The organism is Granulosicoccus antarcticus IMCC3135 (assembly GCF_002215215.1).
GTDB classification, from domain to species: Bacteria; Pseudomonadota; Gammaproteobacteria; order Granulosicoccales; family Granulosicoccaceae; genus Granulosicoccus; species Granulosicoccus antarcticus.
In genome coordinates this window covers 5,563,070-5,587,513 of the sequence record NZ_CP018632.1, presented here as the reverse complement: position 1 = coordinate 5,587,513, position 24,444 = coordinate 5,563,070, and the positions used below count along the sequence as shown (strand labels likewise).

The following is a 24,444-nucleotide window of genomic DNA, read 5'->3' as shown; positions in this document are numbered from 1 at the left end:
CTTACCGATGATCAATGGCAGTAAAATCGAAAAGCTGGTCGTATCGGTGTCTATTGACACCGAGTGTGATCACGACCCGGCATGGATACGCTCAAACCCGTTGGCGTTCGACTCTATCAACGAGGGTCTGCCCAACAGGCTGCAGCCCGCATTCGAAGCCGTTGGTGCCATTCCCACTTATCTGTTGACGGTAGAGGTGCTGGAGGACTCACAGAGTGTTCAGACGCTACGCAAACTTGCCGGCAATTACGAATATGGAACTCACCTGCATGCAGCGTTCATCGAGCCAGAAAAGAAATTCCATGACTATGCAGGAGTAGATAGTCCGGATTTCCAGTGCAGCTATGCCCCTGATGTGGAATATCAGAAACTGGCCAACCTGACGCGCCTGTTCGAGCAGCAGCTGGGTTATTCTCCGACCAGTTTCAGGGCCGGACGCTATGGCGCCTCGGCAGACTCGATCAACAGTCTGCAAAAGCTGGGCTATAAGGTAGACACCAGTGTTACGCCATATATTCGATGGCGTGAACCGAACGCAGTTGTGGATTTTCGGAAGTCCCCGGAGCAACCCTATTTCCCGGCGCCTGGCAGTATTTCCTCTGCTGGACCTTGCACGCCAGGGCGACTGCTTGAAGTACCCGTGACGGTCAAACCCCGTCTGTTCCGTGATCCTCGATGGTTTCGACCCTGGTTTGCCTCTGTCGAGCAGATGAAAGAGATTGTCAGATATCAAATGAAGAAGCACCGTAATGAGCGTGTCTTGTCGATCAACATGATGTTCCATTCCATGGAAGTGATCGAGAAGGCATCGCCTTATCCGCAATCGGCTGATGACGTCAAACGTTTTATTGACGATATGCAGGCAGCATTGCAATGGTGTGCAGAGGAGGGCGGGCAGTTTGTTCCGTTGTCCGCACTCAATGATTTATTTCAAACGGCCTGATTGAGTAAAAAACATGGTCGAAGTAGGGATGTTGCGTCATTTGAGAAATTACGCAACCGCTGGAATCATTTCTGCGGTTGTTGGCTTGGTGAGTTTCCCAATCCTGACGCGTAATCTGAGTGTGGCGGATTACGGAGTCGTGGGCCTGGTCACATCCAGTCTTACGCTCTGTATTGCCATTGGCAAGCTGGGTGTTCAGCACTCAGTGATTCGATTTTTCTCGCAGATAAAAAACGGCAATATTGGCTTTACGGTTGGTCAGATGAACAGCACCGTCAGTATGGTGTTCTTCGCGTTGGCTGCCATGGCGACTGCTCTGTGGTTGTTCAGTGGCTTTGTCATCCTGCCCAATGTTTTGCAGAACGACAACATTGCCTCATTATTCTCACTGGCTGCCATTATCGTATTCATCCGTTTGCTAGGTAGCGGCGTCATGAATTTTCTGCGTGCCCAGCAGCGAAGTGGGGTCGTTGCCATTGCTCAGAGTGTGTCGCGCTTTCTGAATCTGTCCTTGATCCTGGTGCTGCTGCTACTTGGCGATCTGGATCCGTGGTCGGTGATCAGTTGTTTGTTGATTGCCGAGCTTGTGGGCGTAATATATACGGCATATCACTACCTTCCCGATTTTGAATTCCGCATGTCGGATGTGTCCATGAAGCTGGCCAAGGCACTGCTTATGTATGGTCTGCCGCTGATGATGCTGGAGTCCCTGGGGCTGGTGCTCAGGTTGAGTGATCGATATCTGATCGAATCAATAATGGGTGTCAGCGCTCTGGGGCAATATTCAGCGTCCTATAACCTGACTGCTTATATAGATATTATTATTCTGGCAACTCTGATTCAAGCGGTAAAGCCGGCCTATATGCAGTTGTGGGAGTCGGACGGAAGGGTGGCAACGCAGAAGTTTCTGACCAGTGGTTTTCATCTCTATATGGTTGTTGGTATACCCTTTATTGCCATGTTCTCACTGACCAGTCCGCATTTGCTCAGCTTTCTGGCTGGTGATAAATACAGCCCTGGAACCGTCATCATTCCGTATGTGGCTATCAGTTTCTGGCTCGAGGGCACCATGCACTTTCTGGCTGCCGGTCTTTATATATTCAAGAACACCAAGGTGTTGATGGGCTGGAGCCTGGTTGCCACAGTAATCAACCTGTCGCTGAATGTTCTGTTGATTCCGCGTTTCGGGATAACGGGGGCTGCGATCGTGACGATTATTTCCTATGTGATCTTCATGGCGGGTGTAGGGAGTCAGGCATTCAAACATGTAGATTTTGCGATCAAGTTGCGTATTCCCCTGCAGATTCTGGCAGCAAGCGGTGCTGTATTTCTGGTACTGAATCCGATGACTTTCGGCTCTGATGTTGCAGATTTCCTGATAAAGGGAGTTTTGGGTAGCAGCATTCTGCTGGCGTTACTGTGGTTCGTGGATGCTGGCTTCAGGCAATGGCTGAGTCTCAATCTGAATAAATGGCTGAGGAGAGCCTGAACATGACTTACATATTTCTGGCTGCTACGTTGTTCTGCCTGTATACCTATCTGGGATTTCCGCTTGTGCTGCATTTACGAGCTAATCGAGCGAGGGTGGTGCTGGGGCAGGCTAATAATCCGCTGCCCCCTTCTGAGGATCAGCTTCCCAGCGTCAGCATTATCATTGCGGCTCATAACGAAGCTGGCAACTTGCCAGGAAAAATTGCCTCTCTGGAAGCCTTGGATTACCCGGAGCATCTGTTGGAATGTATTTTTGTATCGGATGGTTCCACCGACGATACCGTGGATATTTTCAGTGATGCCTGTGAGAGCCACGAGCGGTGGCAACTCTATCACTATGGCGCGGCTGCCGGTAAGCCGACAGCTCTGAACATTGGAGTGTCGCGTGCTCGTGGCGATATCGTTGTATTCATGGACGCGCGTCAATCAGTTGCACCGGCGGCGATACGTGCGCTGGTCAATCGTCTTCAGGAACAGAGCATCGGTGTCGTCAGCGGAGAGTTGGTGTTGCATGATGATCTGGGGCGGGAAGCGGCGAATGTGGGTCTCTACTGGAAATATGAAAAGTGGATTCGCGACAACGAAAGCCACCTGTTTTCGACCACTGGCGCCACGGGGGCTCTTTACGCTATCCGGCGTGCGGATTATCAACCGTTGCCAGCTGATGCTTTGCTGGATGATTTTGATACACCGATCTCGTTGCTAAAACTGGGCAAACGGACCGTGCTGGAGCCGGCTGCACAGATTTTTGATCAAGCCGAAGCAGATTCTTCCAGAGAGTTCAAACGCAAGGTGCGGACACTGACTGGAAATTTTCAGTCATTCTCGCGACACAGCTGGTTGTTCGATCCCCGCATCAATCCGATCTGGTGGCAGTTTCTATCCCACAAGGTGTTCAGGTTGCTCGTGCCCTATGCACTGATGCTGGCCTTGTTTGCCAGTGTGGCTGGCAACACCCCCTTTCTGAGCGCCATGTTGTTAGTGCAAATATGTTTCTACTCTCTGGGTTTACTGGGTGTTCTGGGGTTGGATACGCGCCTCACTAGCATCATCAAGATATTCCTGCAGTTGAACGTTGCAGCGGTTATAGGTGCCTGGCGAGCGTCACAGGGGGGAGGTAGTGCGGTCAGGTGGAAGACATCATGAGTGTTGTTCTGATGTACCACGCGCTTTATCGAGGCGAGGATACGACTGCGATTGATCAGGAAGATTTGCCCTATGCAGTCAGTGAGGCGAATTTCATCGCCCAGCTAGACCTTCTCAAGGCGAAAAACGTGGGTCTGTTCGATTCAGATTCTTCTGTACCGGACATTATCATTACCTTTGATGATGGCCATCAGAGTAATCTGGATATTGCTGCACCCTTGCTGCAGGCTCGTGGTATGAGTGCCTATTTTTTTATCACCAGCAATTTCATTGATCAGCGATCCGGATTCATGAGTGGCGAGCAGTTGCGTCGATTGGCGCAGATGCCAGGGATGAGTATCGGCAGTCATGGCGTGACGCATCAATTTTTTGACGATCTGACTGTCGATGAATCGCGCACCGAGCTTGTTGACAGTCGCACGCACCTGGAGTTGTTGACCGGCATGAGCTGTCAGTCAATATCGTTCCCCGGTGGCCGATATAATGAGCAAACACTGGATTTGTTGAAGGCGGCAGGATACCGACAATGGTTCGGGTCCGAGATTGGTACAGTAAGCGAGGCGTTGTGTTTCAATTCGCCCGAGACGCCCAGTGTTGATATTGATGAACAGACACTTTTGGTCCAGCAACAGCAAAACCCGATTTCTAGGGTTGCTGTCCGCAGAAATACAACGCTGGAAGAATTTGAACGTATGACCAGGCCTGATGAGAGTTATTTCAGGCGTCACCGGCGGCGTGGCCAGATCAAACTTCTGGTACGACGCTTATTAGGCAACCGGCTCTATCATGGCCTTTACAAAATCCTCTCAGCACGTTGACGACGAGTTCTCCGATGGCCTGAACGCCAACGGAGAAACTCGCGCGCCTGGTGCTGTCGCTGCCGACAGTGCCGAGAAGGTGTCACGCAAAGGTAGAACCAGACGTTTGTGGCGACGTGGGGCTGGCGAGTCTTCTCGCGTGCAACGCAAGGCTTCGCGTTACTCGCTGAGGTTGGAGCGAAAGGCCGCAGAGGCGGGCGATGCCATTGCAGGCTGGCCCGCCATGGAAGGCTTGATACCGGTGCTCAGTTTTCTGGCGATGCCAGCTTTGCTGGTTCTGGCCATAACGATAACCGGTGGTAACTGGCCATCCTCCATCCTTTACCCTATTGCAGTGGGTCTGGGGCTGATTGTTGGATTGAGTGCGCTGAAAGGCGTGGAGCTGGTGGTCGCTTGCATGATCATTTATCTGCCGTTTTCAAAGGTGTTTGTTGTACCTCTGGCTCCCGGAGTCAACGGTACTAACATGCTGATTTTGCTCGGTTTGTTTGCAGCTATGCTGCGAGCCTCGGCGCTGCGACAGAAGCTCAGTGATTGGCCTCCCGGCACCGCACTGGTTGTCACTTTTGCCATTTTGAGTTCACTTTCGGCGATCACGATCACCTTTTTGCCCGGCGGACGTACGTTTTTCATCTACAACGAACTTTTAAGCTACAAGGCCTGGGTCGATCAGTTCATTTTCTACTTCATCTTGTTGATGTGTGTCCGAGATGTAGAGTCTGCCAAGCGATGTGTGGTGTACATACTGATCGCTTCGGTGTTGGTGGTGTTGTATGCGGTGCCGGAAATGCTTGAGAAGATGGGTCGTTCGACTATCGAGAAAAGTCGTATCGGAGGCCCCCAGCTGCAGTCGAACAACTTTGGTGGTTTCGTGGCTTATACCTTATTGCCACTGGTCTCCATCTTTTTCATCTATATCAAGGATCTGCGGGCCTGGTTGTTGGCGCCTTATTTTCTGCTCGCCGTCAAGGTGTTGATTACAACCTTTTCTCGTGGTGCCTATCTGGCAATGTTGCTGGGTGGCTTTGTGGCCGGATGGTACAAGGGACGCGGTTTCCTGGCCCTCTGGACGGCGCTCGTATTGTGTTTCTTGCTGATTTTCCCTAGTGTTATTCCCGAGTCCATCGTTGCTCGTATGGGCAGCCTTACCTCTGAAGATGCTGGCTCGTCGGCGCCTGAAGAGGAAAAACTGGACAAGAGCTCATCGACACGTCTGGTGATGTGGAGAGCGGGTGCCCAGATGATTCTGGAAGACCCTATCTGGGGCAAGGGCTTCAAGGGATTTCCTTACCTGAAAGAGGATTACACCGAAATTCCTGTCGTGGAGAGCGATCCGCACAGCATGTATCTGTATATTGGTTCACAGATGGGGCTGCCCTCACTGGCGCTGTTTCTGCTGATTCTGGCCTACAGTTTCAACCTGGGCCGCTTGCATTCCAGAAACAAACACGACCGGTTCATCAAGGCAATAGGTATCGGAGGTGCATCGGCTACCGCTTGCTTTGCAGTGGTTTGCATTTTTGGCTCGCGCGCCGTTTCACTGAATTTCACAGCCAATTTCTGGGCAATGCTGGTAGTCATGCAGGTGCTCAAGCAGAAAATGACTGAGGCTCAGATTGCGGCGGAAAATGTTCGTGATCCCAAGCCACCTCGTACCAATGCCTTTATCGAGAATGACTCAGGCTCACGCAAGGATCGTCTCAGGAAGGAGGACAAGGTAGAGACGGCGGGGAAGGAGGACGAAAGTTTTAGCCTTTTTCGTCGCAAAAAAAGCCGGAATAGAACAGGTATGCGCGGAGCCGCAGCCTTTCAGGCTGCAGAGGCGGCCATTGAAGGCTCGGACAAAGACACTGTGGATGGTGATTCCGATAGTCCAGAGGCAGACAAAAGGCCACGGGCAGCTCGACGACGTGGTGCCGGACAGCGACCGCCTGGGCGTTAGGCTCTGAACGAGGTTCGGTTCTACCATTTGATGGATTCATACCGCCTGGCGATGCTATAGCTGCCGGGCATCCCGCTCGCGAGTGAGGACGTCCAGAGCTGCCCCGCACCGTGGATGAGGACGTCCATGGTCGCCATGCACTGCGGATGACAATATCCATCGCTGCTCCAGCCTTGACAATACACTCGGGCCAGAGCACTCCTAGCCAGATGCCCTTGATTGGGCGCATCCAATCTGGCTCTTTCTTGTTGCCATTTTCGTCCATAGCTTGTCATTTGACAGTCGGAATCTTTGAGCTGTCTGGCACTCCTGGTCGTTTCGTGAGCTATTTCGACTTCCGAGTCATTCAGCAGGACTACACTTTTACCTGCCAGCGGGTTAACTTGTGAGTGAAGTAAGCGTGAACAAGGTGGCAATTGAGTTACGTTTATAAGACACCATGTTGTTGGGGTACGAATATTGCGATCCTTGTTTCAAGCGTGATCGTAATGGCTGAACCCTGATGTAAATTTTCTGTCAGTGATGAAGTTATTGAGTTTAAGTCAGATGAATCGATCTCGTGGAACTAGTAAATGAGTACAGAAGACACAGATAAGGATGGCGGATTGGCAGTAGAGACTGCGAAGCCGAAACTTGCCAAGCCACCGCTCTGGCAAGTGGTATTACTGAACGATGACTACACGCCGATGGAATTTGTTGTCGAGGTACTTCAGGTGTTTTTCAAGCTGGACAAGGAGCAGGCCACACGGGTCATGTTGCATGTTCATCAGAAAGGTAAAGGTGTGTGTGGGGTGTTTACGAGAGAGATTGCCGAAACGAAGGTTGCTCAAGTGACGCAATTGGCAAGGGAGCGAAATCACCCTTTGTTATGTGAAATGGAAAAAGTGTAATTACTAGTAACGCGCCAGGCACTGCTATGGCTTGTTGCTGCAACAGAACGAAGTATCAAGAGTGGACGATCAAAAATGCTGAGTAAAGAGCTCGAATTCACCCTCAACAACGCGTTCAAGGAAGCCCGCGCACGCCGCTTTGAATTCATGACTGTCGAGCATCTTCTGCTTGCCCTGATTGACAATCCTACAGCCGCTCAAGTTCTGCGCGCCTGTGGCGGTGATCTTGAAACCCTGCGCGACGAACTGGATAGTTTTGTCGACGTCAATACGCCGTTACTCGATGAGAACGATACTCGTGAAACCCAGCCTACACTGGGTTTTCAGCGAGTTTTGCAGCGAGCCGTCTTTCATGTCCAGAGTTCTGGCAAGAAAGAGGTGACCGGTGCCAATGTTCTGGTTGCCATTTTTGGCGAGCAGGACTCACAGACTGTTTATTTGCTGAACAAGCAGAACATTACGCGGCTGGATGTTGTGAACTACATCTCGCACGGAATTGCCAAGAATTCTCAGGAAGAACCGGAAGAGGCCGAAGAAAGCAATTCGGAGTACTCGGGTGAGGAGGGTGAAAGCGATTCCAAGCCGTTGGACAAATTTGCAACCAATCTGAACCTGAAAGCGCAGGCTGGTGAAATCGATCCGCTTATCGGTCGTGATCACGAGATCGAGCGTGCTTCTCAGGTCCTGTGTCGTCGACGCAAGAACAACCCATTGCTGGTTGGTGAGGCGGGTGTTGGCAAGACGGCCATTGCAGAAGGTCTGGCCAAGCGAATTGTTGACGGAGAGGTGCCGGATGTACTGGCAGATGCGGTGATCTATTCACTCGATCTGGGTGCACTGGTTGCTGGCACCAAGTATCGCGGAGATTTTGAGAAGCGCCTCAAGGGCATTCTCAATCAGCTCAAGAAAGAGCCAGGCGCTATCCTGTTCATTGATGAAATTCACACTATCATCGGTGCCGGTGCGGCTTCTGGTGGTGTCATGGATGCCTCAAACCTGCTCAAGCCCATGTTGGCGACGGGCGAGTTGAAGTGCATCGGTTCGACTACTTATCAGGAATATCGTGGCATCTTCGAAAAGGATCGCGCCTTGTCGCGTCGTTTTCAGAAAATCGATGTCGTTGAACCGTCAGTTGATCAGACATTCGAAATTCTCAAGGGCCTGAAGTCACGCTATGAGGAGTTCCATGAGGTCAAGTACTCCAATAATGCTCTGAAGACGGCTGCCGAATTATCGGGTCGCTACATCAACGATCGTTTTCTGCCGGACAAGGCAATTGACGTCATCGATGAAGCGGGTGCGAATCACCGTGTGAAAGGGGTGGCAACCAAAGGTAAAAAACAGATTACGGTCAAGGATATCGAGGCTATTGTCGCCAAGATTGCTCGAATTCCGGAAAAAAGCGTCTCCTCAACCGACACTGACAAGCTCAAGACACTGGCGCGAGATCTGCGCATGACAGTTTTTGGTCAGGATGAGGCCATTGAGTCGCTGGGTGCCGCCATCAAGATGTCACGCTCAGGTCTGGGCCCGGAAGACAAGCCAATTGGCAGTTTCATGTTTGCAGGACCCACGGGCGTTGGTAAAACCGAAGTAACCAAGCAGTTGGCGAAAATCATGGGTATCGAGCTGATTCGTTTCGATATGTCCGAGTATATGGAGCGACACACGATATCGCGTCTGATTGGTGCGCCTCCGGGCTATGTCGGATTCGATCAGGGCGGATTATTGACAGATTCCGTTATCCAGAACCCGCATGCGGTGGTATTGCTGGATGAAATCGAGAAGGCACATCCGGATGTATTCAACCTGCTGCTGCAAGTTATGGATCACGGAACATTGACGGATAACAATGGCCGCAAGGCAGATTTCCGGAACATCATTCTGGTCATGACGACCAATGCGGGTGCCGAGTCCATTTCCAGAAGCACGATGGGTTTTACGCAACAGGATCACACTACAGACGGCAGTGAGGCGGTCAACAAATTATTCTCTCCAGAGTTTCGTAACCGCCTGGATTCCATTATCCAGTTCAAGCCATTGGACAAGAGCATCATTCTGAACGTCGTAGACAAATTCATCATCGAGCTGGAAGCCCAGCTTGAAGAGAAGAACGTGTCAATCGACTTCAATCCCGAGGCCAAAGCCTGGTTGGCCGAGCATGGCTTCGATGCGCGGATGGGGGCTCGTCCCATGGCACGACTCATCAGCGAGAACGTGAAGAAGCACCTGGCGGACGAAATACTGTTCGGCAAGCTCAGTCGCGGTGGTCGAGTGAACGTCATTCTCGACGAGAAGGGCGATCTTGCCTTTGAATTTGAAAGCAAGGAAAGCAAGGAAGCAACGCCTGTCTCACCCTGAGGCAGTATGAGGTCCGGCAGTGTCTTTCAGGCACAGTCGGATCTCACCAGTCAAATCGACAAGATGAAACAGTAGCCCAGAGCCACTAGCGTTACCGGAAAGTAGAACAGGTTAAGGCAGGGCCACCTTGCGCAGTACGCAGTCCATGGTGGCCTTGCCGGAATCTTGGTAGTTCTTTGCCGGATTAACGGCTACGGTACGTGATACGTCCTTTACTCAGATCGTACGGAGTCATTTGTACAGTGACTTTGTCGCCGGTGAGTATGCGGATGTAGTGCTTGCGCATTTTCCCGGAAATGTGAGCTGTAACCACATGTCCGTTTTCTAGTTCCACTCGGAACATGGTGTTTGGGAGGGTGTCTACAACCACGCCTTCCATCTCTATGGGTTCTTCTTTAGCCATTAAATCTCTGGTTTGCCTTCATCAGGTAGGGACGTGGACAGGGTATTTGCTGGGGGCCATTATCACCAAAATACCGCCCACTGCAAGCTTGCGGAAGTATATTGGCAATAATCAAGCCACGCCTGAGCCGCGTAATATGCTGCCAAAGCTCCAATATTACAAGCGCGGAAGCTCTATTTCTATCAATAACGCTTCCAGTTGATTGCTGACAGTGCGAATTATTCGTTTGAACTGATGGCAGTAGCCTCTCATAATACGCCTGATGTATACCACTCTACTGCACAAGCCACGGCACAGTGGCCGTTTTGCCTCACTGATGGATCTCTACGAGCAAAATTACATGCTCATGCGCCTGCTTGCGCCAGAATTGAAAAGCATGGGGCATGGATCATTCCTGTCCCAAGTGCCTGGTGCGATGGTGCTGGAGCTCGGTGAGCTGGAGCATAGCCGCTACACCTCGACGTTCAGGCTGACCTATCGTTTTCCGGATAACAGTCTGCGTGGCAGGAGCGAGCGCGAGCCTGATCTGGCCATACGGCTATATCATGATGCGCGAACATGCGAGGTTATGAGCGGGCTGATGCCCGAAGGTCGTATCGAAATACGGCGAAGACGTGACCTGGAAGAGGGGCGACGGTTGAACCGGTTTCTGCAGAAGTGGCTGAGTTACTGCCTGCGCCAGGGTCACCAGTTTGGTGAACACAGCGCAAGCATCGAAGTGCCTGCCGACTATTGCGAGCAGTACTGATCGTGGCTGCGTTGATAGCGCGCCATGTAGATAACCGTATTGTCCATATCCTCAGGCGATAGGCGAGACTTCATGCGTCTTTCCAGCGATGTCACCCTTTTCTTCAAATCCTGACAACGGCTCTGCTTGTAGGTTGCCGCGTTTGTACTGGCTGACTGATCTGTGTCGGCATCCACTGCGGTAGCACCAAGCTGTCGGGTAACGGCAATCCCGGAGGTTACCGGCTGAACGGCTGTGGTCGCTGGGCTACGACTGATCGCTTCGGGTAGATCACGTGGATTACCAGGTGCGTACTCCATGCGTGGCATTGCCTTGGCAGGCGCGGGTATGGGGGGCGGTGTTGCGCTCTGCGCGGCAGCCGTTGGTGCGGCTTCAAGCACCGGAGAAGAGGAGGCCGGGTTCACCACATCGATTTTTTCGAAGTTGGTGCCGCCGGTAGGTGGGGTTGGTGAAAACGTGATGGTCCCGTCTTGCTCTACCCACTTGTAGAGCGGTTGTGCGAAAACCACAGAGACATTGGCCAGCAAGAACAACAGGCTGATTCGACGATTCATGGTCATGGGTTTTGCGCTAAAGTTCCTCTTTATCAATGCAAAGTCGATGCCGATGAATCAAGGTCTGAATTTCATTTATGTGGGGATAGGAGGCGCGACGGGTGCCTGTTTGCGCTACTCCCTGAGCCTGTGGCTCGCCAGGGAGGTGGTGCGATTTCCGTTGGCTACTTTGACGGCTAACCTGTTAGGGGCATTCGTTGCGGGTGTCATTGCCACCTGGTTCTGGAGCCGAGGGGTGTTCGGTACGCCACTGCAGCTGTTGCTGATTGTCGGTTTTCTGGGAGGCTTCACCACGTTCTCAGCCTTTTCAGTCGAGACCCTACGACTCTTCGAAGGCGGGAATGGGGGGCTGGCGGCACTGAACGTTACCGTTAATGTGCTCGGATCGTTGTTGGCCGTCTTTATCGGAGCGGGTCTCACACGTTGGTTGCTGGTCAATTGATTGACGAGTATTTCGCCTTGCTGGCGCCTGTAGGATGCGCTGATATACTGTGTAGTCGGGAATCGTTGCCGCTTTTTCCGCTGAACCTTCAAGATCGACATTTCTGAGAGAATCCATCGCCACATGCTCGACCCTAAACTGCTTCGGAATGACTTGCCAGCTGTTGCTGAACGACTCAGTGTTCGTAATTTCACCCTGGATCAGGATGCGATTTCGGTACTTGATCAAAAACGTAAACAATTGCAACAGCACAGTGAGGAGTTGCAAGCGACGCGTAATGCGCGAGCCAAATCGATAGGTCAGGCAAAGGGGCGGGGCGAGGATATCGCGCCGCTGCTGGCTGAAAACACACGCATGGGCGATGAACTGGAGCAAGCCAAGAAAGAGCTTGCGATTGTTCAGGCCGATTTTGATGCCATTTTGCTGACCTTGCCCAATCTGGTGGATGCCAGCGTTCCACCTGGTCGTGACGAATCAGAGAATGTGGAAATGCGCAAAGTGGGTGTGCCGCAGGAGTTCAGCTACCCGCCATTGGATCATGTTGATATTGGTGCGCGCCGCAGTGCACTCGACTTCGAGACAGCGACCAAGTTGACCGGTTCACGCTTTGCGGTACTGCGAGGCGAGCTTGCGATGCTGCACCGGGCTCTGATTCAATTCATGCTGGATGTGCATACACGTGAGCATGGCTACACAGAGATCAACGTGCCGTATGTGGTCAATGCCGATTCGCTCAAAGGCACCGGCCAGCTTCCCAAGTTTGAGGAAGATCTGTTCAGGCTGGTATGGGGCGATGCTGAAACACAGGCAGAGGCAGGCGCTGCGGGATCTGACTACTATCTGATTCCTACTTCAGAAGTGCCGGTCACCAATACCGTACGAGATACCATTCTGGAGGCCAGTGAGTTGCCCGTGCGTTACACCTGTCACAGTGCCTGTTTTCGTTCTGAGGCGGGCTCCTATGGGCGTGATACCCGTGGCCTCATTCGGCAGCATCAGTTCGAGAAGGTCGAAATGGTGCAGATCGTTCACCCTGACGAATCCTTCGCAGCGCTGGATCAGATGACCGGGCACGCTGAAGCCATTCTCCAGAAACTGGGCTTGGCGTACCGTGTGGTTATTCTATGTGGTGGCGACATCGGTTTTGCTGCTGCCAAGACACACGACATCGAAGTATGGCTGCCCAGTCAGCAGACGTACCGAGAGATATCTTCCATCAGTAATTGCACCGATTTCCAGGCCCGACGAATGCAGGCCCGTTACCGAGATCCGGAAACACGCAAGCCAGAATTGCTGCATACGCTCAATGGCTCAGGTCTGGCGGTAGGCAGAACCCTGATTGCCATCATGGAAAACTATCAGCAGGAAGATGGCAGTGTAAAGGTGCCTGAAGCTCTGCAGGCTTACACTGGAGGTGTCACTAGGGTACTCTTGCCGTGACGTTTGTTAATAACTGATATTCCATGCACGCACTGCCCAGTTTGCCGCATTACCTACTCAGGAACGCTGAGCATTACGCCAATCGTGTGGCAATGCGACACAAGGATCTGGGTATCTGGCGTGAGTGGACCTGGGCCGACGTCTGTACCGAGGTCCAGATCTATGCACTAGGTCTCAGAGACCTGGATCTGCAACCGGGGGACAAGGTTGCGATTATTGGCGCCAACCGTCCCCGATTGTATTGGTCATTTGCGGCCATTCAATCCATTGGTGCTATCCCGGTCCCCATGTATGCAGACGCTGTTGCCGAGGAGATGGTCTTCGTTCTGGAGCATGCCGGTGTGCGTTTTGCCGTTTGTCAGGATCAGGAGCAGGTCGACAAGGTTCTGTCTGTGCAGGACCAGTTACCGTTGCTGGAACAGATTTTCTATGATGAGCCGCGTGGCATGCGTGACTATGATGCACAGCAGGTTCTGTCAATCGATGCGGTTCAGAAACGTGGCAAACAAACGCTGGAAAGGGATAGACACCAGGCTGTTGAGTGGCGTTCCGGGATTGACAAGCTGGTCAGCGATGAGCTGTGCGTAATGCTGTACACCTCGGGTACCACCGGGCGACCCAAAGGGGTCATGCTGTCCCATCGCAATCTGATCGTGACATCCATCAATGCGAATACGTTCGACAAACTGGACGTCAATGAAGAAACCATTGCCTACCTGCCACTGGCATGGGTGGGTGATCATGTGTTCAGCTATGGACAATCATTAACGGCTGGATACTGTGTCTGCTGTCCGGAAAGCCTGGATACGATTACGGCTGATCGTCGCGAGATTGCGCCAACCTATTTCTTCGCACCCCCCAGGGTCTTCGAGTCCTTGTTGACCACCATCATGGTCGCGATGGAAGATGCAAGCCGACCCAAGCGTGTCATGTTTGATCATTTCATCAAGGTGGCAAAGCGGCATGGGGAAAACGTGCTGAACGGGGTGGGTTTGCCGTTGCTGTCTCGTCTGCATTATGCGCTGGGTGATCTGATGGTTTACGCACCGCTCAAGAACCGACTGGGCATGTCAAAGGTCAGGGTGGCCTATACCGCCGGAGAGGCGATTGGCCCGGATATTTTCCGTTTCTATCGCTCGCTGGGTATCAATCTCAAGCAGTTGTATGGGCAGACAGAAGCCAGTGTCTACATCACGGCTCAGCCCGATGGTCAGATTGATGCTGACACCGTCGGAACACCTGCCATCGATGTCGAGATTCGCATTGCAGATAATGGTGAAGTGCTGTATCGATCGCCAGGTGTCTTCATGGGTTATTACCAGAATGAACAAGCCACGGCCGAGACCAAGACCGCGGATGGCTGGGTGTATACCGGTGATGCAGGATTCATGGATGACAAAGGTCATTTGCGAATCATCGATCGGGCCAAGGATGTTGGCAAACTCAATGATGGCAGTCTGTTTCCGCCCAAATATATCGAGAACAAACTGAAATTCTTTTCTACCATCAAGGAAGTCGTCGCCTTCGGTGATCAGCGAGATTATGTATCAGCGTTTGTCAATATCGATCTCACCGCAGTCTCAAGCTGGGCGGAAAGAAACAATATCGTCTATGCCTCCTATCAGGAGCTGGCAGGTCACCCTCTGGTGTACGAGATGATCGAAAGCCATATCCAGGACGTTAATCGTGATCTGGCCGCCGAGCCTCGAGTGGAGGGGGCTTGCATCAAGCGTTTTCTGATTCTTCACAAAGAGCTGGACGCTGATGATGGAGAGCTGACACGGACGCAGAAAGTTCGTCGCAAGTTCATCAGTGAACGCTATGAGCCGTTGATTGAAGCCCTGTATTCTGACAAGGAATCTCAGTTCGTATCGACCGCGGTTGTCTACGAAGATGGTCGCAAAGGCACGATAGAAGCTGATGTCAGGATTCGTGCTGTCGCAGGTACCGAGCCCACCTTGCAGAAGGTGTCCTAGATGATTACTCAAACAGGGCATAGCGATTTGCAAACTGCTGAACAACCAGATGGGCAGGCCACGGAACTTCTGAGCGTAGCCAATGTGTCGCTCTCGTTTGGTGGTGTGCAGGCCATTACCGATATCTCCTTCAATATCATGAAGGGCGAGGTCAGGGCCATCATCGGTCCCAATGGGGCTGGCAAGACATCCTTGCTCAATGTCATCAATGGCTTCTACCATCCGCAGGAAGGCGTGATCAATTTCCGTGGCAAGCAGCGACGGCGCATGAAGCCCTATCAGGCAGCAGCTTCGGGTATCGCCAGAACGTTTCAGAACGTTGCCTTGTTCAAAGGCATGAGCACTCTGGATAACATCATGTCAGGGCGTTCCCTGAAGATGCACCGCGGTTTTTTCTGGCAGGTTCTGCATGTCGGGCCTGCACGTAACGAGGAAATTCGTCATCGAAAACGTGTTGAGGAAATCATCGACTTTCTGGAAATAGCGCATATTCGAAAACAACCGGTTGGACGGTTACCCTATGGTTTGCAGAAGCGTGTTGAGCTGGGGCGTGCCATGGCCATGGAGCCGGACTTGTTGTTGCTGGACGAACCCATGGCCGGCATGAACCTGGAAGAGAAAGAAGACATGAGTCGTTTTATCATCGATCTCAATACAGAATTCGGTACCACCATTGCATTGATCGAACATGACATGGGAGTGGTAATGGACTTGGCCGATCGCGTCGTCGTGCTGGACTACGGCAAAAAAATAGCTGACGGGACTCCCACCGAAGTGCAAGCCAGTCAGGAAGTCATTGACGCCTATCTCGGAGTAGCCCACTGATGGAAATGTTGCATTCCATCTTCGTAGGACCCTTTGTCGAGATGGCGGCCTATCCGGATTTCTTCCTGCAGGTTGTTTGGGAAGGCTTTGTGGCCGGGGTACTGTATTCACTGATCGCCCTGGGTTTCGTGCTGATTTACAAGGCCTCCGGTGTCTTCAATTTTGCGCAAGGCATCATGGTCGTATTTGCAGCACTGGCGCTGGTTAGTCTTCATGAGATGGGGGTGCCGGCCTGGTTATCCGTCATACTGGCATTGGGTATCATGGGTGTGCTGGCCATTGGGGTGGAACGGCTGATGCTGCGCAAGCTGGTCAATCAGCATGATGCCATCCTGCTGATGGCCACCATTGGTCTGACCCTGATTCTCAAGGGCACGGGTCAGCTGATATTTGGTGGTGAGCCCAAACCAATGATTACCGAACAGCTCGGCTTGCCAACTGGCTCCACCGACTGGGAGGTGTTTGGCGGCATCGTTATATTTCAGCATATTGACATCGCGGCAGCCGTGGTTGCCATGGTGATGGTTCTGGCGCTCGGTGTGTTCTTCTCCAAAACTCGTATCGGACGAGCTCTGCGCGCGGTGGCCGATGATCATCAGGCCGCATTGTCAGTGGGTATCTCACTGAATCAGATCTGGGCTATCGTCTGGTTCGCCTCCGGTATCGTTGCGCTGGTTACCGGCATCATGTGGGGGGCTCGCTCGGAGGTCTCCTTTGCACTGGAAATCATTGCGCTGAAGGCTTTGGCTGTACTGATTCTGGGTGGCTTTACTTCTATCCCTGGCGCGATCGTCGGTGGGCTTGTCATCGGGATCGGCGAAAAAGTATTTGAAGTCTACTGGGGGGCGTTGTTCGGCAGTGGCGTGGAAGCCTGGTTTGCCTATGTGCTGGCGTTGATCTTCCTGTTATTCCGCCCGCAAGGTTTGTTCGGCGAGAGGATCATCGAACGTGTATGACTATTGCTCGTACTTGCACCCGCACTTGCACCCGCACAGGAGTGCCATGCCCATGAACTGCAACAACGTGTCGCCACGTGGAGATCTTCATGCTCTATCGTGAGGCAGGACAGTTCAAGACCAGCTATGCCGCTGATCAGGCGCTGTTGCCGATACTTCAGGATCGCGTCGGGCTTCTGCTCATCATGGTCGTGGCATTTGTACTGATACCCTGGCTGGCGTCCGATTTTTTTATCGGCTCCATCATGATCCCGTTTCTGGTTTTCACACTGGCAGCGGTGGGGTTGAACATCCTGACAGGCTATGCCGGACAGCTTTCATTGGGGACCGGCGCCTTCATGGGGGTCGGAGCGTATGCCTGCTACAAACTCACTACCTATTTTCCTGATATCAATATCATCCTGCTGGTGCTGTTCTCCGGTGTGTTTTCGGCGGCGGTGGGGGTGGTTTTTGGTCTGCCCAGTTTACGGATCAAAGGACTGTATCTGGCTATTACTACATTGGCAGCTCAGTTCTTTCTAGAATGGTGCTTTATCCGGATTGGCTGGTTGTACAACCACAATGATTCGGGGGCCATTGAAGTGCCTCAACGCATGCTGTTCGATATTGTCATTACGGGTGCATCTGCGACGCCGACAGTGCGGTATCTGGTCATAGCCGTCCTGGTTGCTGTCATGACGCTGGTGGCCGCCAATGTGCTGCGCGGTCGTATCGGTCGCAGCTGGATGATGATTCGTGACATGGATATTGCGGCCGAGCTGATGGGAATACGACCGCTGCGGGCCAAGCTGTCGGCATTTGCCTTTTCCAGTTACTACTGTGGCGTTGCCGGTGCCTTGATGGTCTTTTTCTGGATAGGTTCGGCGGAGGCCGAGGCATTTGATATCAACCATTCGCTACTGGTTCTGTTCATGGTCATCATTGGCGGCATGGGTTCATTGCTGGGTTGCTTTCTGGGCGCAGCCTTTATCTGGGTTCTGCCAATAGCCATCAAGATCATTCCGGGTTTGCTGGGACTGGATGTGATGGCAGCCACGACAGAGCATCTGGCCAATATCATCATCGGCATATTGATTATCTTCTTCCTGATCGTGGAGCCGCATGGCCTCGCCAGGTTGTGGCAGATCGCCAAGGAAAAACTGAGAACCTGGCCTTTCCCCTATGCCAATAGCTAGACGTTCTCCATCAGGAGGGCACTAGTGCAAGTGATCCCGAATACCGGGGCACTTGTCGATACTGACCCTGCTGCTGAGTGGTAGCAGGGCAGGTAGATCCGTCGTACACCATAAAAAGTACTGAGAATTCACCAAAAAAAGTACTAGAAGAACCACCACCGAAAGGAGAATAGAATGAAAAAAACCACTCTCTTGGCACTGGCAGCAGGAGCTATCGCCGTCAGTAGCTGGGTGCCTGTCGTACAGGCTCAGGACTCGCTCTACATGCCATCGATGACCTATCGCACCGGGCCCTTTGCCGGCGGCGGTATTCCGTTTGCCGATGGATATGCCGATTACTTCAACATGCTCAATGAGCGTGATGGTGGTATCAACGGTGTGAAGATCGTTGTTGAGGAATGCGAAACCGCCTATAACGCACAGAAGGGCGTCGAGTGCTATGAAGCTACCAAGGGTAAAGGCGCTCTTGCCTATAGTCCGCTGTCGACCGGAATCACTCTGGCGCTGGTACCCAAGGCCCCTGTCGATGAGATTCCCATTTTCTCGATGGGCTACGGTCTGTCAGCCGCCGCAGCCGGTGACAAGTTTCCATGGACGTTCGTCTATCCGGCATCCTACTGGAGCCAGTTATCCTCAATTCTGAAGTATATCGATCAGAACGGTGGCGTAAAAGGCAAGAAAATCGGTTTCATCTACCTGGATGCTGCCTATGGCAAAGAGCCGATTCCATTGCTGGATAAGTTGGCAGAATCCATGGGCTTCGAAGTCGCCAAATTTCCAGTCGGTGGCAAGGAGATGCAGAACCAGTCTTCACAGTGGCTCAATGTACGCAAGGAACGTCCTGACTGGATGATCATGTGGGGCTGGGGAGCGATGAACCCGACAGCTATCAAGGAAGCTGCCAAGATTCGATTTCCACTGGATCGTTTTATCGGCAACTGGTGGGCCGGATCGCACAATGATCTGAAGGCGGTGGGTGAAGCGGGTAAAGGTTATCTGGCGGCCAATTTTTCGGGTATAGGTCAGGACTTTCCAGCCGTTCAGGATGTACTTACCCATGTTGTCAGAAAGGGGCTGAGCCAAGTGGCGTCTGAAGATGATGTTGGTAATGTGCTGTACAACCGTGGCATGTTCAACGCGGTGATTCTGGCTGAGGGAATTCGTGTTGCTCAGGAAAAAACCGGCAAGAAAATCATCACAGGTGCTGATATGCGAGATGGGCTGGAGAACATTGATCTGAACGAAGAGCGATTGACGGAGCTGGGTCTGGCAGGTTTTACCGGGGCTGTACAGGGTAGTTGTGCAGACCATGAGGGCAACGGAGCCATTTTCATCCAGCAATGGAATGGTTCTGACTGGGAGAAGATCTCCGACCTGATTCCGCCCATGGCTGATGTTGTTCGTCCGATGCTGGAAGAGGCGGCTGAAGACTTTGTATCCGATAAGCCATCATGGCAGGGACAAACCTGCGGCTAGCACGATGCGAGAGCCGCACGGTCATAGTCACAAGCTGTGTCTGTGCGGCTTTACCTGCAACGAGAGATCAAAAATCACATGCAAGATTCTGAACCCGTGATCAGCGAAAACATCTTGAGCGTGAACAACATCGAGGTCATTTATGATCACGTGATTCTCGTGCTCAAGGGCGTTTCACTACATGTACCCAAAGGCGGGATCGTGGCCTTGCTGGGGGCCAATGGTGCCGGCAAGTCGACGACGCTCAAAGCCATTTCCAATCTACTGCAGGCTGAGCGGGGCGTGGTAACCAAGGGCAATATCGAGTTCATGGGGAACCAGGTTCAGTCTCTGTCACCCAACGAACTGGTCAAGCGTGGATGTATTCAGGTTATGGAGGGCCGTCACTGCTTTGGCCATTTGAGTATTGAAGAAAACCTGCTGACAGGTGCTTTCACGAGAAAGGACGGTGCGGCTGCCATTCGACGTGATATGGAAATGGTCTACAACTATTTCCCACGCCTGAAAGTTCGTCGCAGCTCGCAGGCTGGTTATACCTCAGGAGGCGAACAGCAGATGTGCGCCATAGGCCGAGCATTGATGTCACGTCCATCAATGATTCTGCTGGACGAACCGTCCATGGGGCTGGCACCGCAACTGGTTGAAGAGATCTTCGATATCGTGAAACAGCTCAATGAAGATACCGGTGTTTCTTTTTTGCTAGCGGAACAGAACACCAATATTGCTCTGCGATATGCAACCTATGGTTATATTCTCGAATCGGGGCGAGTCGTTCTCGATGGTAGCGGTGAGGCTTTGCGAGAGAATGCGGATGTCAAGGAGTTCTATCTGGGAACCGGCGGTGAGGAGCGACGCAGTTTCAGAAACGTGAAACACTACAAGCGACGCAAGCGATGGCTGGCATAGCCCCGCACACCTTCGCATAGCTCCCCCCACTAAATGGCAGGATGGCACTTCGACTGATGTTTGATCAACTGGATACGCAAACGGCCTCGCAACGTGAAGCCGCTCTTTTTGCCGACTTTGGTGCTCGTTTGAGCGCCTGTATGCAAACCTGTGAGGGTCTGGGGACGCATCTGCAGGGATATGCTGCAGAGGCCGTGCATGATCGCGAGTCCTTGCAGACATTGCCGGTCCTGCGCAAGAGCGAACTGATGAAGTATCAGCAGGCGAACCCTCCCTTTGGTGGCTTCGTCGACATGCAGTCACTGGAAGGTCAGCGCATCTTCATGTCGCCAGGGCCTGTCTGGGAACCTCAGATACCCGGGAGTGATCCCTGGCAGGCAGCTCGTGCATTGCACGCAGCCGGCATTCGTCGTGGTCATCGTATCCACAATACTTTCTCCTACCACCTGACACCCGGTGGATTCATACTCGATGAAGGTGCAAGGGCCCTGGGATGCGTTGTATTTCCTGCTGGTGCCGGTGGCACTGAAACTCAGGTACAGGCGATCAGGCAGTGTGGCGCACAGGTGTACGTTGGCACGCCCGACTATCTGCAGACATTGCTTGATCATGCGAACGCGGAAGACAAGCCTCTGAAAACGCTGGAACGAGCCATGGTGTCCGGAGGGGCCTTGTTTCCTGCCATGCGCAAGCGCTATGAAGAACAGGGGGTCCAGGTTCTGCAGTGCTACGCCACGGCCGATCTGGGCGTCATTGCCTATGAGAGCGCCACCGCTGGCGTGGTTCATCCCGGCATGCTGATCAACGAGGGGTTGATTGTGGAAATCCTGATACCCGGCACTTCTACACCTGTCACGCCCGGTGAGGTTGGAGAGGTGGTTGTGACGCGGTTGGATCCGGTCTATCCCTTGTTGCGATTTGCCACCGGCGACCTGTCGGCAGAGCTGGCAGAGGCAAGCCCTTGTGGCAGAACATCGATGCGGATCAAAGGCTGGATGGGCCGCGCCGATCAACGTGTCAAGGTGCGGGGAATGTTTGTCGATCCTGTGCAGTTACAGAACTTGCCACTCGAATACTCTGAGCTGGCACGCTGGCGTCTGTGCGTGAGTCGGGAGAATGATCGGGATATCATGACGCTGTCGGTCACCCTGAAAAGCGTGGCGGCAGACAGCCATGATGCCGCGCAGATAGCGGCGCTATCCAGTCGCCTCGAGGGCACACTGAAAAACATGACCAATCTGAGTGGCAAGGTTCAGGTCGTCGACTCCCTGCCCAATGATGGTGTCGTGGTTGAAGACCAGCGGGATTACGAGCAACACTAATGAGTGCTTCACAAGATCAGCTCAATGTTCAGGACATTGATAGAGAAACGACACCTGCCTCGTTGAGAACCGTTGCCATGCCGGCGGATACCAACCCCAATGGCGATATCTTTGGTGGCTGGATATTGTCTCAAATGGACCTGGCTGGGGGCACGCATGCTTTTTATGTCGCACAGGGCCGTGTGGCAACGGTTGCCGTTACCGGCATGAAGTTTCACAAGCCGGTCAATGTCGGGGATGAGGTCAGTTGTTACTGTGCGACGCATGCGATAGGCCGAACATCGATTACTGTCAGTGTGGAAACCTGGGTGCGACGGCGTCGACTGGCTGTTGAAGAGCAGGTGACAGAAGGTCTGTTTACCTTCGTCGCCATAGACACCGACGGCCAACCACGAGCAATTCTTGAACCTGTATCCGACTTTGACAGGCTGGATGATTCATCACCGACCACTGAGGTCTGAGCACAAATCATGAGTGATCAAGCCTCTCTGGAATCGATTGCCGATGTCGTATCCCAGCGCTCATTGCCACCGGTTGCCAGTTGGCATCCTGAGCTGACACGTGACATTGATATCCGTATCGCCAGAAACGGTGACTGGTTTCATGAGGGAACAAAAATAGATCGTGCACGGATGGTGAAGCTTTTCTCAACTATTTTGCGAGTAGATGATGATGCAACTTGCCTGGTGACACCGCAGGAGCGTTTGCGGATCGTGGTCGAGGATGCCCCGTTTACTGCCATTTTAATGGAGGTGCAAGGTGAGGCGGATGAGCAGGTACTGACTTTCGAGACGAATGTAGGTGACAGAGTCATCGCAGATGCAGAGCATCCAGTTACGGTGAGCTATGCGACTCCCGGTGGTGAACCGTCGCCCTATGTACTGGTCAGAGATCGGCTGACAGCATTGATCAGTCGTACAGTTTTCTACCAGTTGGCAGAGCTTGCCGAAGAGCGCAACGGGGTGCTGGGCGTCGTATCGAAAGGTTGTTTCATGCCGCTGTCGGACCAAGCCGCTGTCGATTCAGGGGCTGTATGAGCTCCGAAGGTCACGTTTTGAAGACTATCTAGATGAGTGCATTGTTGACGGCCACTGGCATGACCATTTGGCGTGGTGATAATTTGCTGGTGGACGCCGTGGATGTCTGCGTGCCGCCGGGCAGTATCGTTCAGATTCAGGGGACCAACGGCAGTGGCAAGACCACGTTGCTCAAGGCACTCATCGGCCTTGCCGAATACGACGAGGGCGAGATCTACTGGCGTGGGCAACCGGTGCGCAAGGTGCGTGACGAGTTGTACGCCAGTCTGCTGTATCTGGGACATCGGGCAGGTATCAGTGCGGGTTTGACGCCTCTGGAGAATCTGCTGGCGCTGTGTCCGGAATTGAGTGCTGGCAATCAAGGCCTCGACGGCGCACGCGACGGCGCACGCTATCGCATTACACAGGTGCTGGATGAGCTAGGTATCGCGGACCGGATTGATCTGCCCTGTGCTGCCCTGTCTGCGGGTCAGCAGCGACGTATCTCACTGGCCAGATTGCGTCTGCAGTCAGCGCTTTTGTGGGTACTTGATGAGCCTTTGACATCGCTCGATGCCAATGGTTATGCCTGGGTCAAGGCACAAATCAGCCGCCACGTCAGTGCTGGCGGGGCCGTCATGTTTACCACGCATCAACCGCTTTCATTTGATCCGATACCGGTTCAGACGATCCTGTTGTCGGACAATGGCTGATCTTGCAGAAACCGTGAATTATTCAACTTCCACACGACTCTCGGTCGGCATTGCCACGATCTTCATGCGCGTTTTCAAGCGGGATATGAAGCTGGCTTTTCGCGCAACGGGCCAATGGCTTAACCCGTTGCTGTTTTTCGTTATTGTCGTCACGCTGTTCCCACTGGGAATCGGCCCCGGTCCGAACATGCTCGCCACCATTGCACCGGGGGTTTTGTGGGTCAGCGCATTGCTGGCCATGATGTTGTCTCTGGACGCTCTGTTTGCAAATGATTTCCGCGATGGGACACTGGAGCAGATGGTGCTCAGCGGCCATCCGCTCACTGTTGTCGTCATCGGCAAAGTCATGGCTCATTGGGTAACCAGTGGATTGCCTCTGGTGATCCTGTCGCCATTGCTGGGTTTGATGATGCAACTTCCCGAAGGTGCCTATCTGGTACTGGTTGGAAGCTTGTTCCTGGGGACTCTGAGTCTCAGTTTCATTGGCGCAATCGGTGCCGCTCTCATTGTCAGTGTGAACCAGGGTGGTGTTTTACTGTCGCTACTGGTATTGCCGTTGACGGTACCGGTACTTATATTCGGTAGTGGTGCGGTTAGTGCTGCGGGTATGGGGCTTGAAATATCGGCACAGCTGTCAGTGTTGTTCGCCATTGTCTTTCTGGCGGTATCACTGGCGCCTCTGGCGATCGCCGGCGCCTTGCGTGTGGGAGTGGCGGCGGGGCGTTGACACGCTTTGACACGCTTTGACACGCTTTGAGCGTGTCTGATTGCAACCAAGTGCCCTGAACCTTGTCAATGTGTTGTCGATATTTCAGAAATGAGTCTGGCAGGCACTGTCTTCAGGTTTGTTGAAGCACTGGACAATGGGTTCAACGACGTAAATCCAGCTAAACTAGACAAG

The 24,444-nt window shown here is 52.8% G+C and carries 23 protein-coding genes; 21 read left to right on the top strand and 2 right to left on the bottom strand.

Annotated features, from left to right (window positions below; all coding sequences use genetic code 11):
• Positions 1-7 precede the first annotated feature (7 nt).
• From IMCC3135_RS24235 to clpA, 7 genes are all read left to right on the top strand, one after another.
• On the top strand, positions 8-943 hold the full coding sequence (locus tag IMCC3135_RS24235) for a polysaccharide deacetylase family protein (RefSeq protein ID WP_088919938.1): 936 nt from the start codon (positions 8-10) through the stop codon (positions 941-943).
• A gap of 13 nt (positions 944-956) precedes the next feature.
• Positions 957-2,432 carry an oligosaccharide flippase family protein gene (locus tag IMCC3135_RS24230; protein WP_088919937.1) on the top strand — a complete coding sequence of 492 codons (1,476 nt, stop codon included), beginning with the start codon at positions 957-959 and terminating at the stop codon, positions 2,430-2,432.
• A 2-nt stretch (positions 2,433-2,434) separates the two neighbouring features.
• The gene (locus IMCC3135_RS24225; protein ID WP_088922047.1) at positions 2,435-3,580 is read left to right on the top strand and encodes a glycosyltransferase family 2 protein; all 1,146 of its coding nucleotides are present in this window, start codon (positions 2,435-2,437) and stop codon (positions 3,578-3,580) included.
• A complete protein-coding gene (locus IMCC3135_RS24220; protein WP_088919936.1) occupies positions 3,577-4,398 on the top strand; it encodes a polysaccharide deacetylase family protein in 822 nt (273 codons plus the stop codon). Before IMCC3135_RS24225 ends, IMCC3135_RS24220 begins: the two co-directional genes overlap by 4 nt.
• Positions 4,367-6,340: an O-antigen ligase family protein gene (locus tag IMCC3135_RS24215; RefSeq protein ID WP_088919935.1), complete on the top strand. Its 1,974-nt coding sequence runs from the start codon at positions 4,367-4,369 to the stop codon at positions 6,338-6,340. Before IMCC3135_RS24220 ends, IMCC3135_RS24215 begins: the two co-directional genes overlap by 32 nt.
• A gap of 572 nt (positions 6,341-6,912) precedes the next feature.
• Positions 6,913-7,230 carry an ATP-dependent Clp protease adapter ClpS gene (gene clpS, locus IMCC3135_RS24210; RefSeq protein WP_088919934.1) on the top strand — a complete coding sequence of 106 codons (318 nt, stop codon included), beginning with the start codon at positions 6,913-6,915 and terminating at the stop codon, positions 7,228-7,230.
• 75 nt (positions 7,231-7,305) lie between these two features.
• Positions 7,306-9,591, top strand: coding sequence for an ATP-dependent Clp protease ATP-binding subunit ClpA (gene clpA, locus IMCC3135_RS24205; protein WP_088919933.1), 2,286 nt, complete (start codon positions 7,306-7,308; stop codon positions 9,589-9,591).
• Positions 9,592-9,775: 184 nt separating this feature from the next.
• Here clpA and infA read toward each other — a convergent pair whose 3' ends face one another.
• A complete protein-coding gene (gene infA / locus IMCC3135_RS24200; protein WP_088919932.1) occupies positions 9,776-9,994 on the bottom strand; it encodes a translation initiation factor IF-1 in 219 nt (72 codons plus the stop codon).
• 262 nt (positions 9,995-10,256) lie between these two features.
• Here infA and IMCC3135_RS24195 point away from each other — a divergent pair, with 262 nt between their 5' ends.
• Positions 10,257-10,742, top strand: a complete 486-nt coding sequence (locus tag IMCC3135_RS24195; protein WP_088919931.1) for a DUF1249 domain-containing protein — start codon at positions 10,257-10,259, stop codon at positions 10,740-10,742.
• Here the strand turns inward: IMCC3135_RS24195 and IMCC3135_RS24190 are convergent.
• Positions 10,724-11,296 carry a DUF4124 domain-containing protein gene (locus IMCC3135_RS24190; RefSeq protein WP_205737699.1) on the bottom strand — a complete coding sequence of 191 codons (573 nt, stop codon included), beginning with the start codon at positions 11,294-11,296 and terminating at the stop codon, positions 10,724-10,726. The genes IMCC3135_RS24195 and IMCC3135_RS24190 overlap by 19 nt on opposite strands.
• A gap of 46 nt (positions 11,297-11,342) precedes the next feature.
• Between IMCC3135_RS24190 and crcB the strand changes: the two genes are divergently transcribed.
• From crcB to ccmB, 13 genes are all read left to right on the top strand, one after another.
• Positions 11,343-11,738: a fluoride efflux transporter CrcB gene (crcB, locus tag IMCC3135_RS24185; protein WP_157736242.1), complete on the top strand. Its 396-nt coding sequence runs from the start codon at positions 11,343-11,345 to the stop codon at positions 11,736-11,738.
• A gap of 123 nt (positions 11,739-11,861) precedes the next feature.
• Positions 11,862-13,178 carry a serine--tRNA ligase gene (serS, locus tag IMCC3135_RS24180; protein ID WP_088919928.1) on the top strand — a complete coding sequence of 439 codons (1,317 nt, stop codon included), beginning with the start codon at positions 11,862-11,864 and terminating at the stop codon, positions 13,176-13,178.
• Between the two features lie 23 nt (positions 13,179-13,201).
• Complete coding sequence (locus tag IMCC3135_RS24175) at positions 13,202-15,154, top strand: AMP-dependent synthetase/ligase (RefSeq protein ID WP_088919927.1); 1,953 nt, start codon at positions 13,202-13,204, stop codon at positions 15,152-15,154.
• A complete protein-coding gene (locus IMCC3135_RS24170; RefSeq protein WP_088919926.1) occupies positions 15,155-15,979 on the top strand; it encodes an ABC transporter ATP-binding protein in 825 nt (274 codons plus the stop codon).
• A complete protein-coding gene (locus IMCC3135_RS24165; RefSeq protein WP_205737698.1) occupies positions 15,979-16,935 on the top strand; it encodes a branched-chain amino acid ABC transporter permease in 957 nt (318 codons plus the stop codon). The genes IMCC3135_RS24170 and IMCC3135_RS24165 overlap by 1 nt, the downstream gene beginning before the upstream one ends.
• Before the next feature lie 89 nt (positions 16,936-17,024).
• On the top strand, positions 17,025-18,110 hold the full coding sequence (locus tag IMCC3135_RS24160; protein WP_088922045.1) for a branched-chain amino acid ABC transporter permease: 1,086 nt from the start codon (positions 17,025-17,027) through the stop codon (positions 18,108-18,110).
• 174 nt (positions 18,111-18,284) lie between these two features.
• Positions 18,285-19,586 carry an ABC transporter substrate-binding protein gene (locus tag IMCC3135_RS24155; RefSeq protein ID WP_088919925.1) on the top strand — a complete coding sequence of 434 codons (1,302 nt, stop codon included), beginning with the start codon at positions 18,285-18,287 and terminating at the stop codon, positions 19,584-19,586.
• A 78-nt stretch (positions 19,587-19,664) separates the two neighbouring features.
• Positions 19,665-20,492, top strand: a complete 828-nt coding sequence (locus tag IMCC3135_RS24150; protein ID WP_088919924.1) for an ABC transporter ATP-binding protein — start codon at positions 19,665-19,667, stop codon at positions 20,490-20,492.
• A 56-nt stretch (positions 20,493-20,548) separates the two neighbouring features.
• Entirely contained in the window at positions 20,549-21,814 is a 1,266-nt protein-coding gene (locus IMCC3135_RS24145) for a phenylacetate--CoA ligase family protein (protein WP_205737697.1), read from the top strand.
• The gene (locus tag IMCC3135_RS24140; RefSeq protein WP_088919922.1) at positions 21,814-22,275 is read left to right on the top strand and encodes an acyl-CoA thioesterase; all 462 of its coding nucleotides are present in this window, start codon (positions 21,814-21,816) and stop codon (positions 22,273-22,275) included. The genes IMCC3135_RS24145 and IMCC3135_RS24140 overlap by 1 nt, the downstream gene beginning before the upstream one ends.
• Before the next feature lie 9 nt (positions 22,276-22,284).
• Positions 22,285-22,851, top strand: a complete 567-nt coding sequence (locus IMCC3135_RS24135) for a DUF1285 domain-containing protein (protein WP_088919921.1) — start codon at positions 22,285-22,287, stop codon at positions 22,849-22,851.
• A gap of 32 nt (positions 22,852-22,883) precedes the next feature.
• A complete protein-coding gene (gene ccmA / locus IMCC3135_RS24130; RefSeq protein ID WP_088919920.1) occupies positions 22,884-23,543 on the top strand; it encodes a cytochrome c biogenesis heme-transporting ATPase CcmA in 660 nt (219 codons plus the stop codon).
• A gap of 13 nt (positions 23,544-23,556) precedes the next feature.
• On the top strand, positions 23,557-24,270 hold the full coding sequence (gene ccmB, locus IMCC3135_RS24125) for a heme exporter protein CcmB (protein WP_472342922.1): 714 nt from the start codon (positions 23,557-23,559) through the stop codon (positions 24,268-24,270).
• Positions 24,271-24,444: the final 174 nt, after the last annotated feature.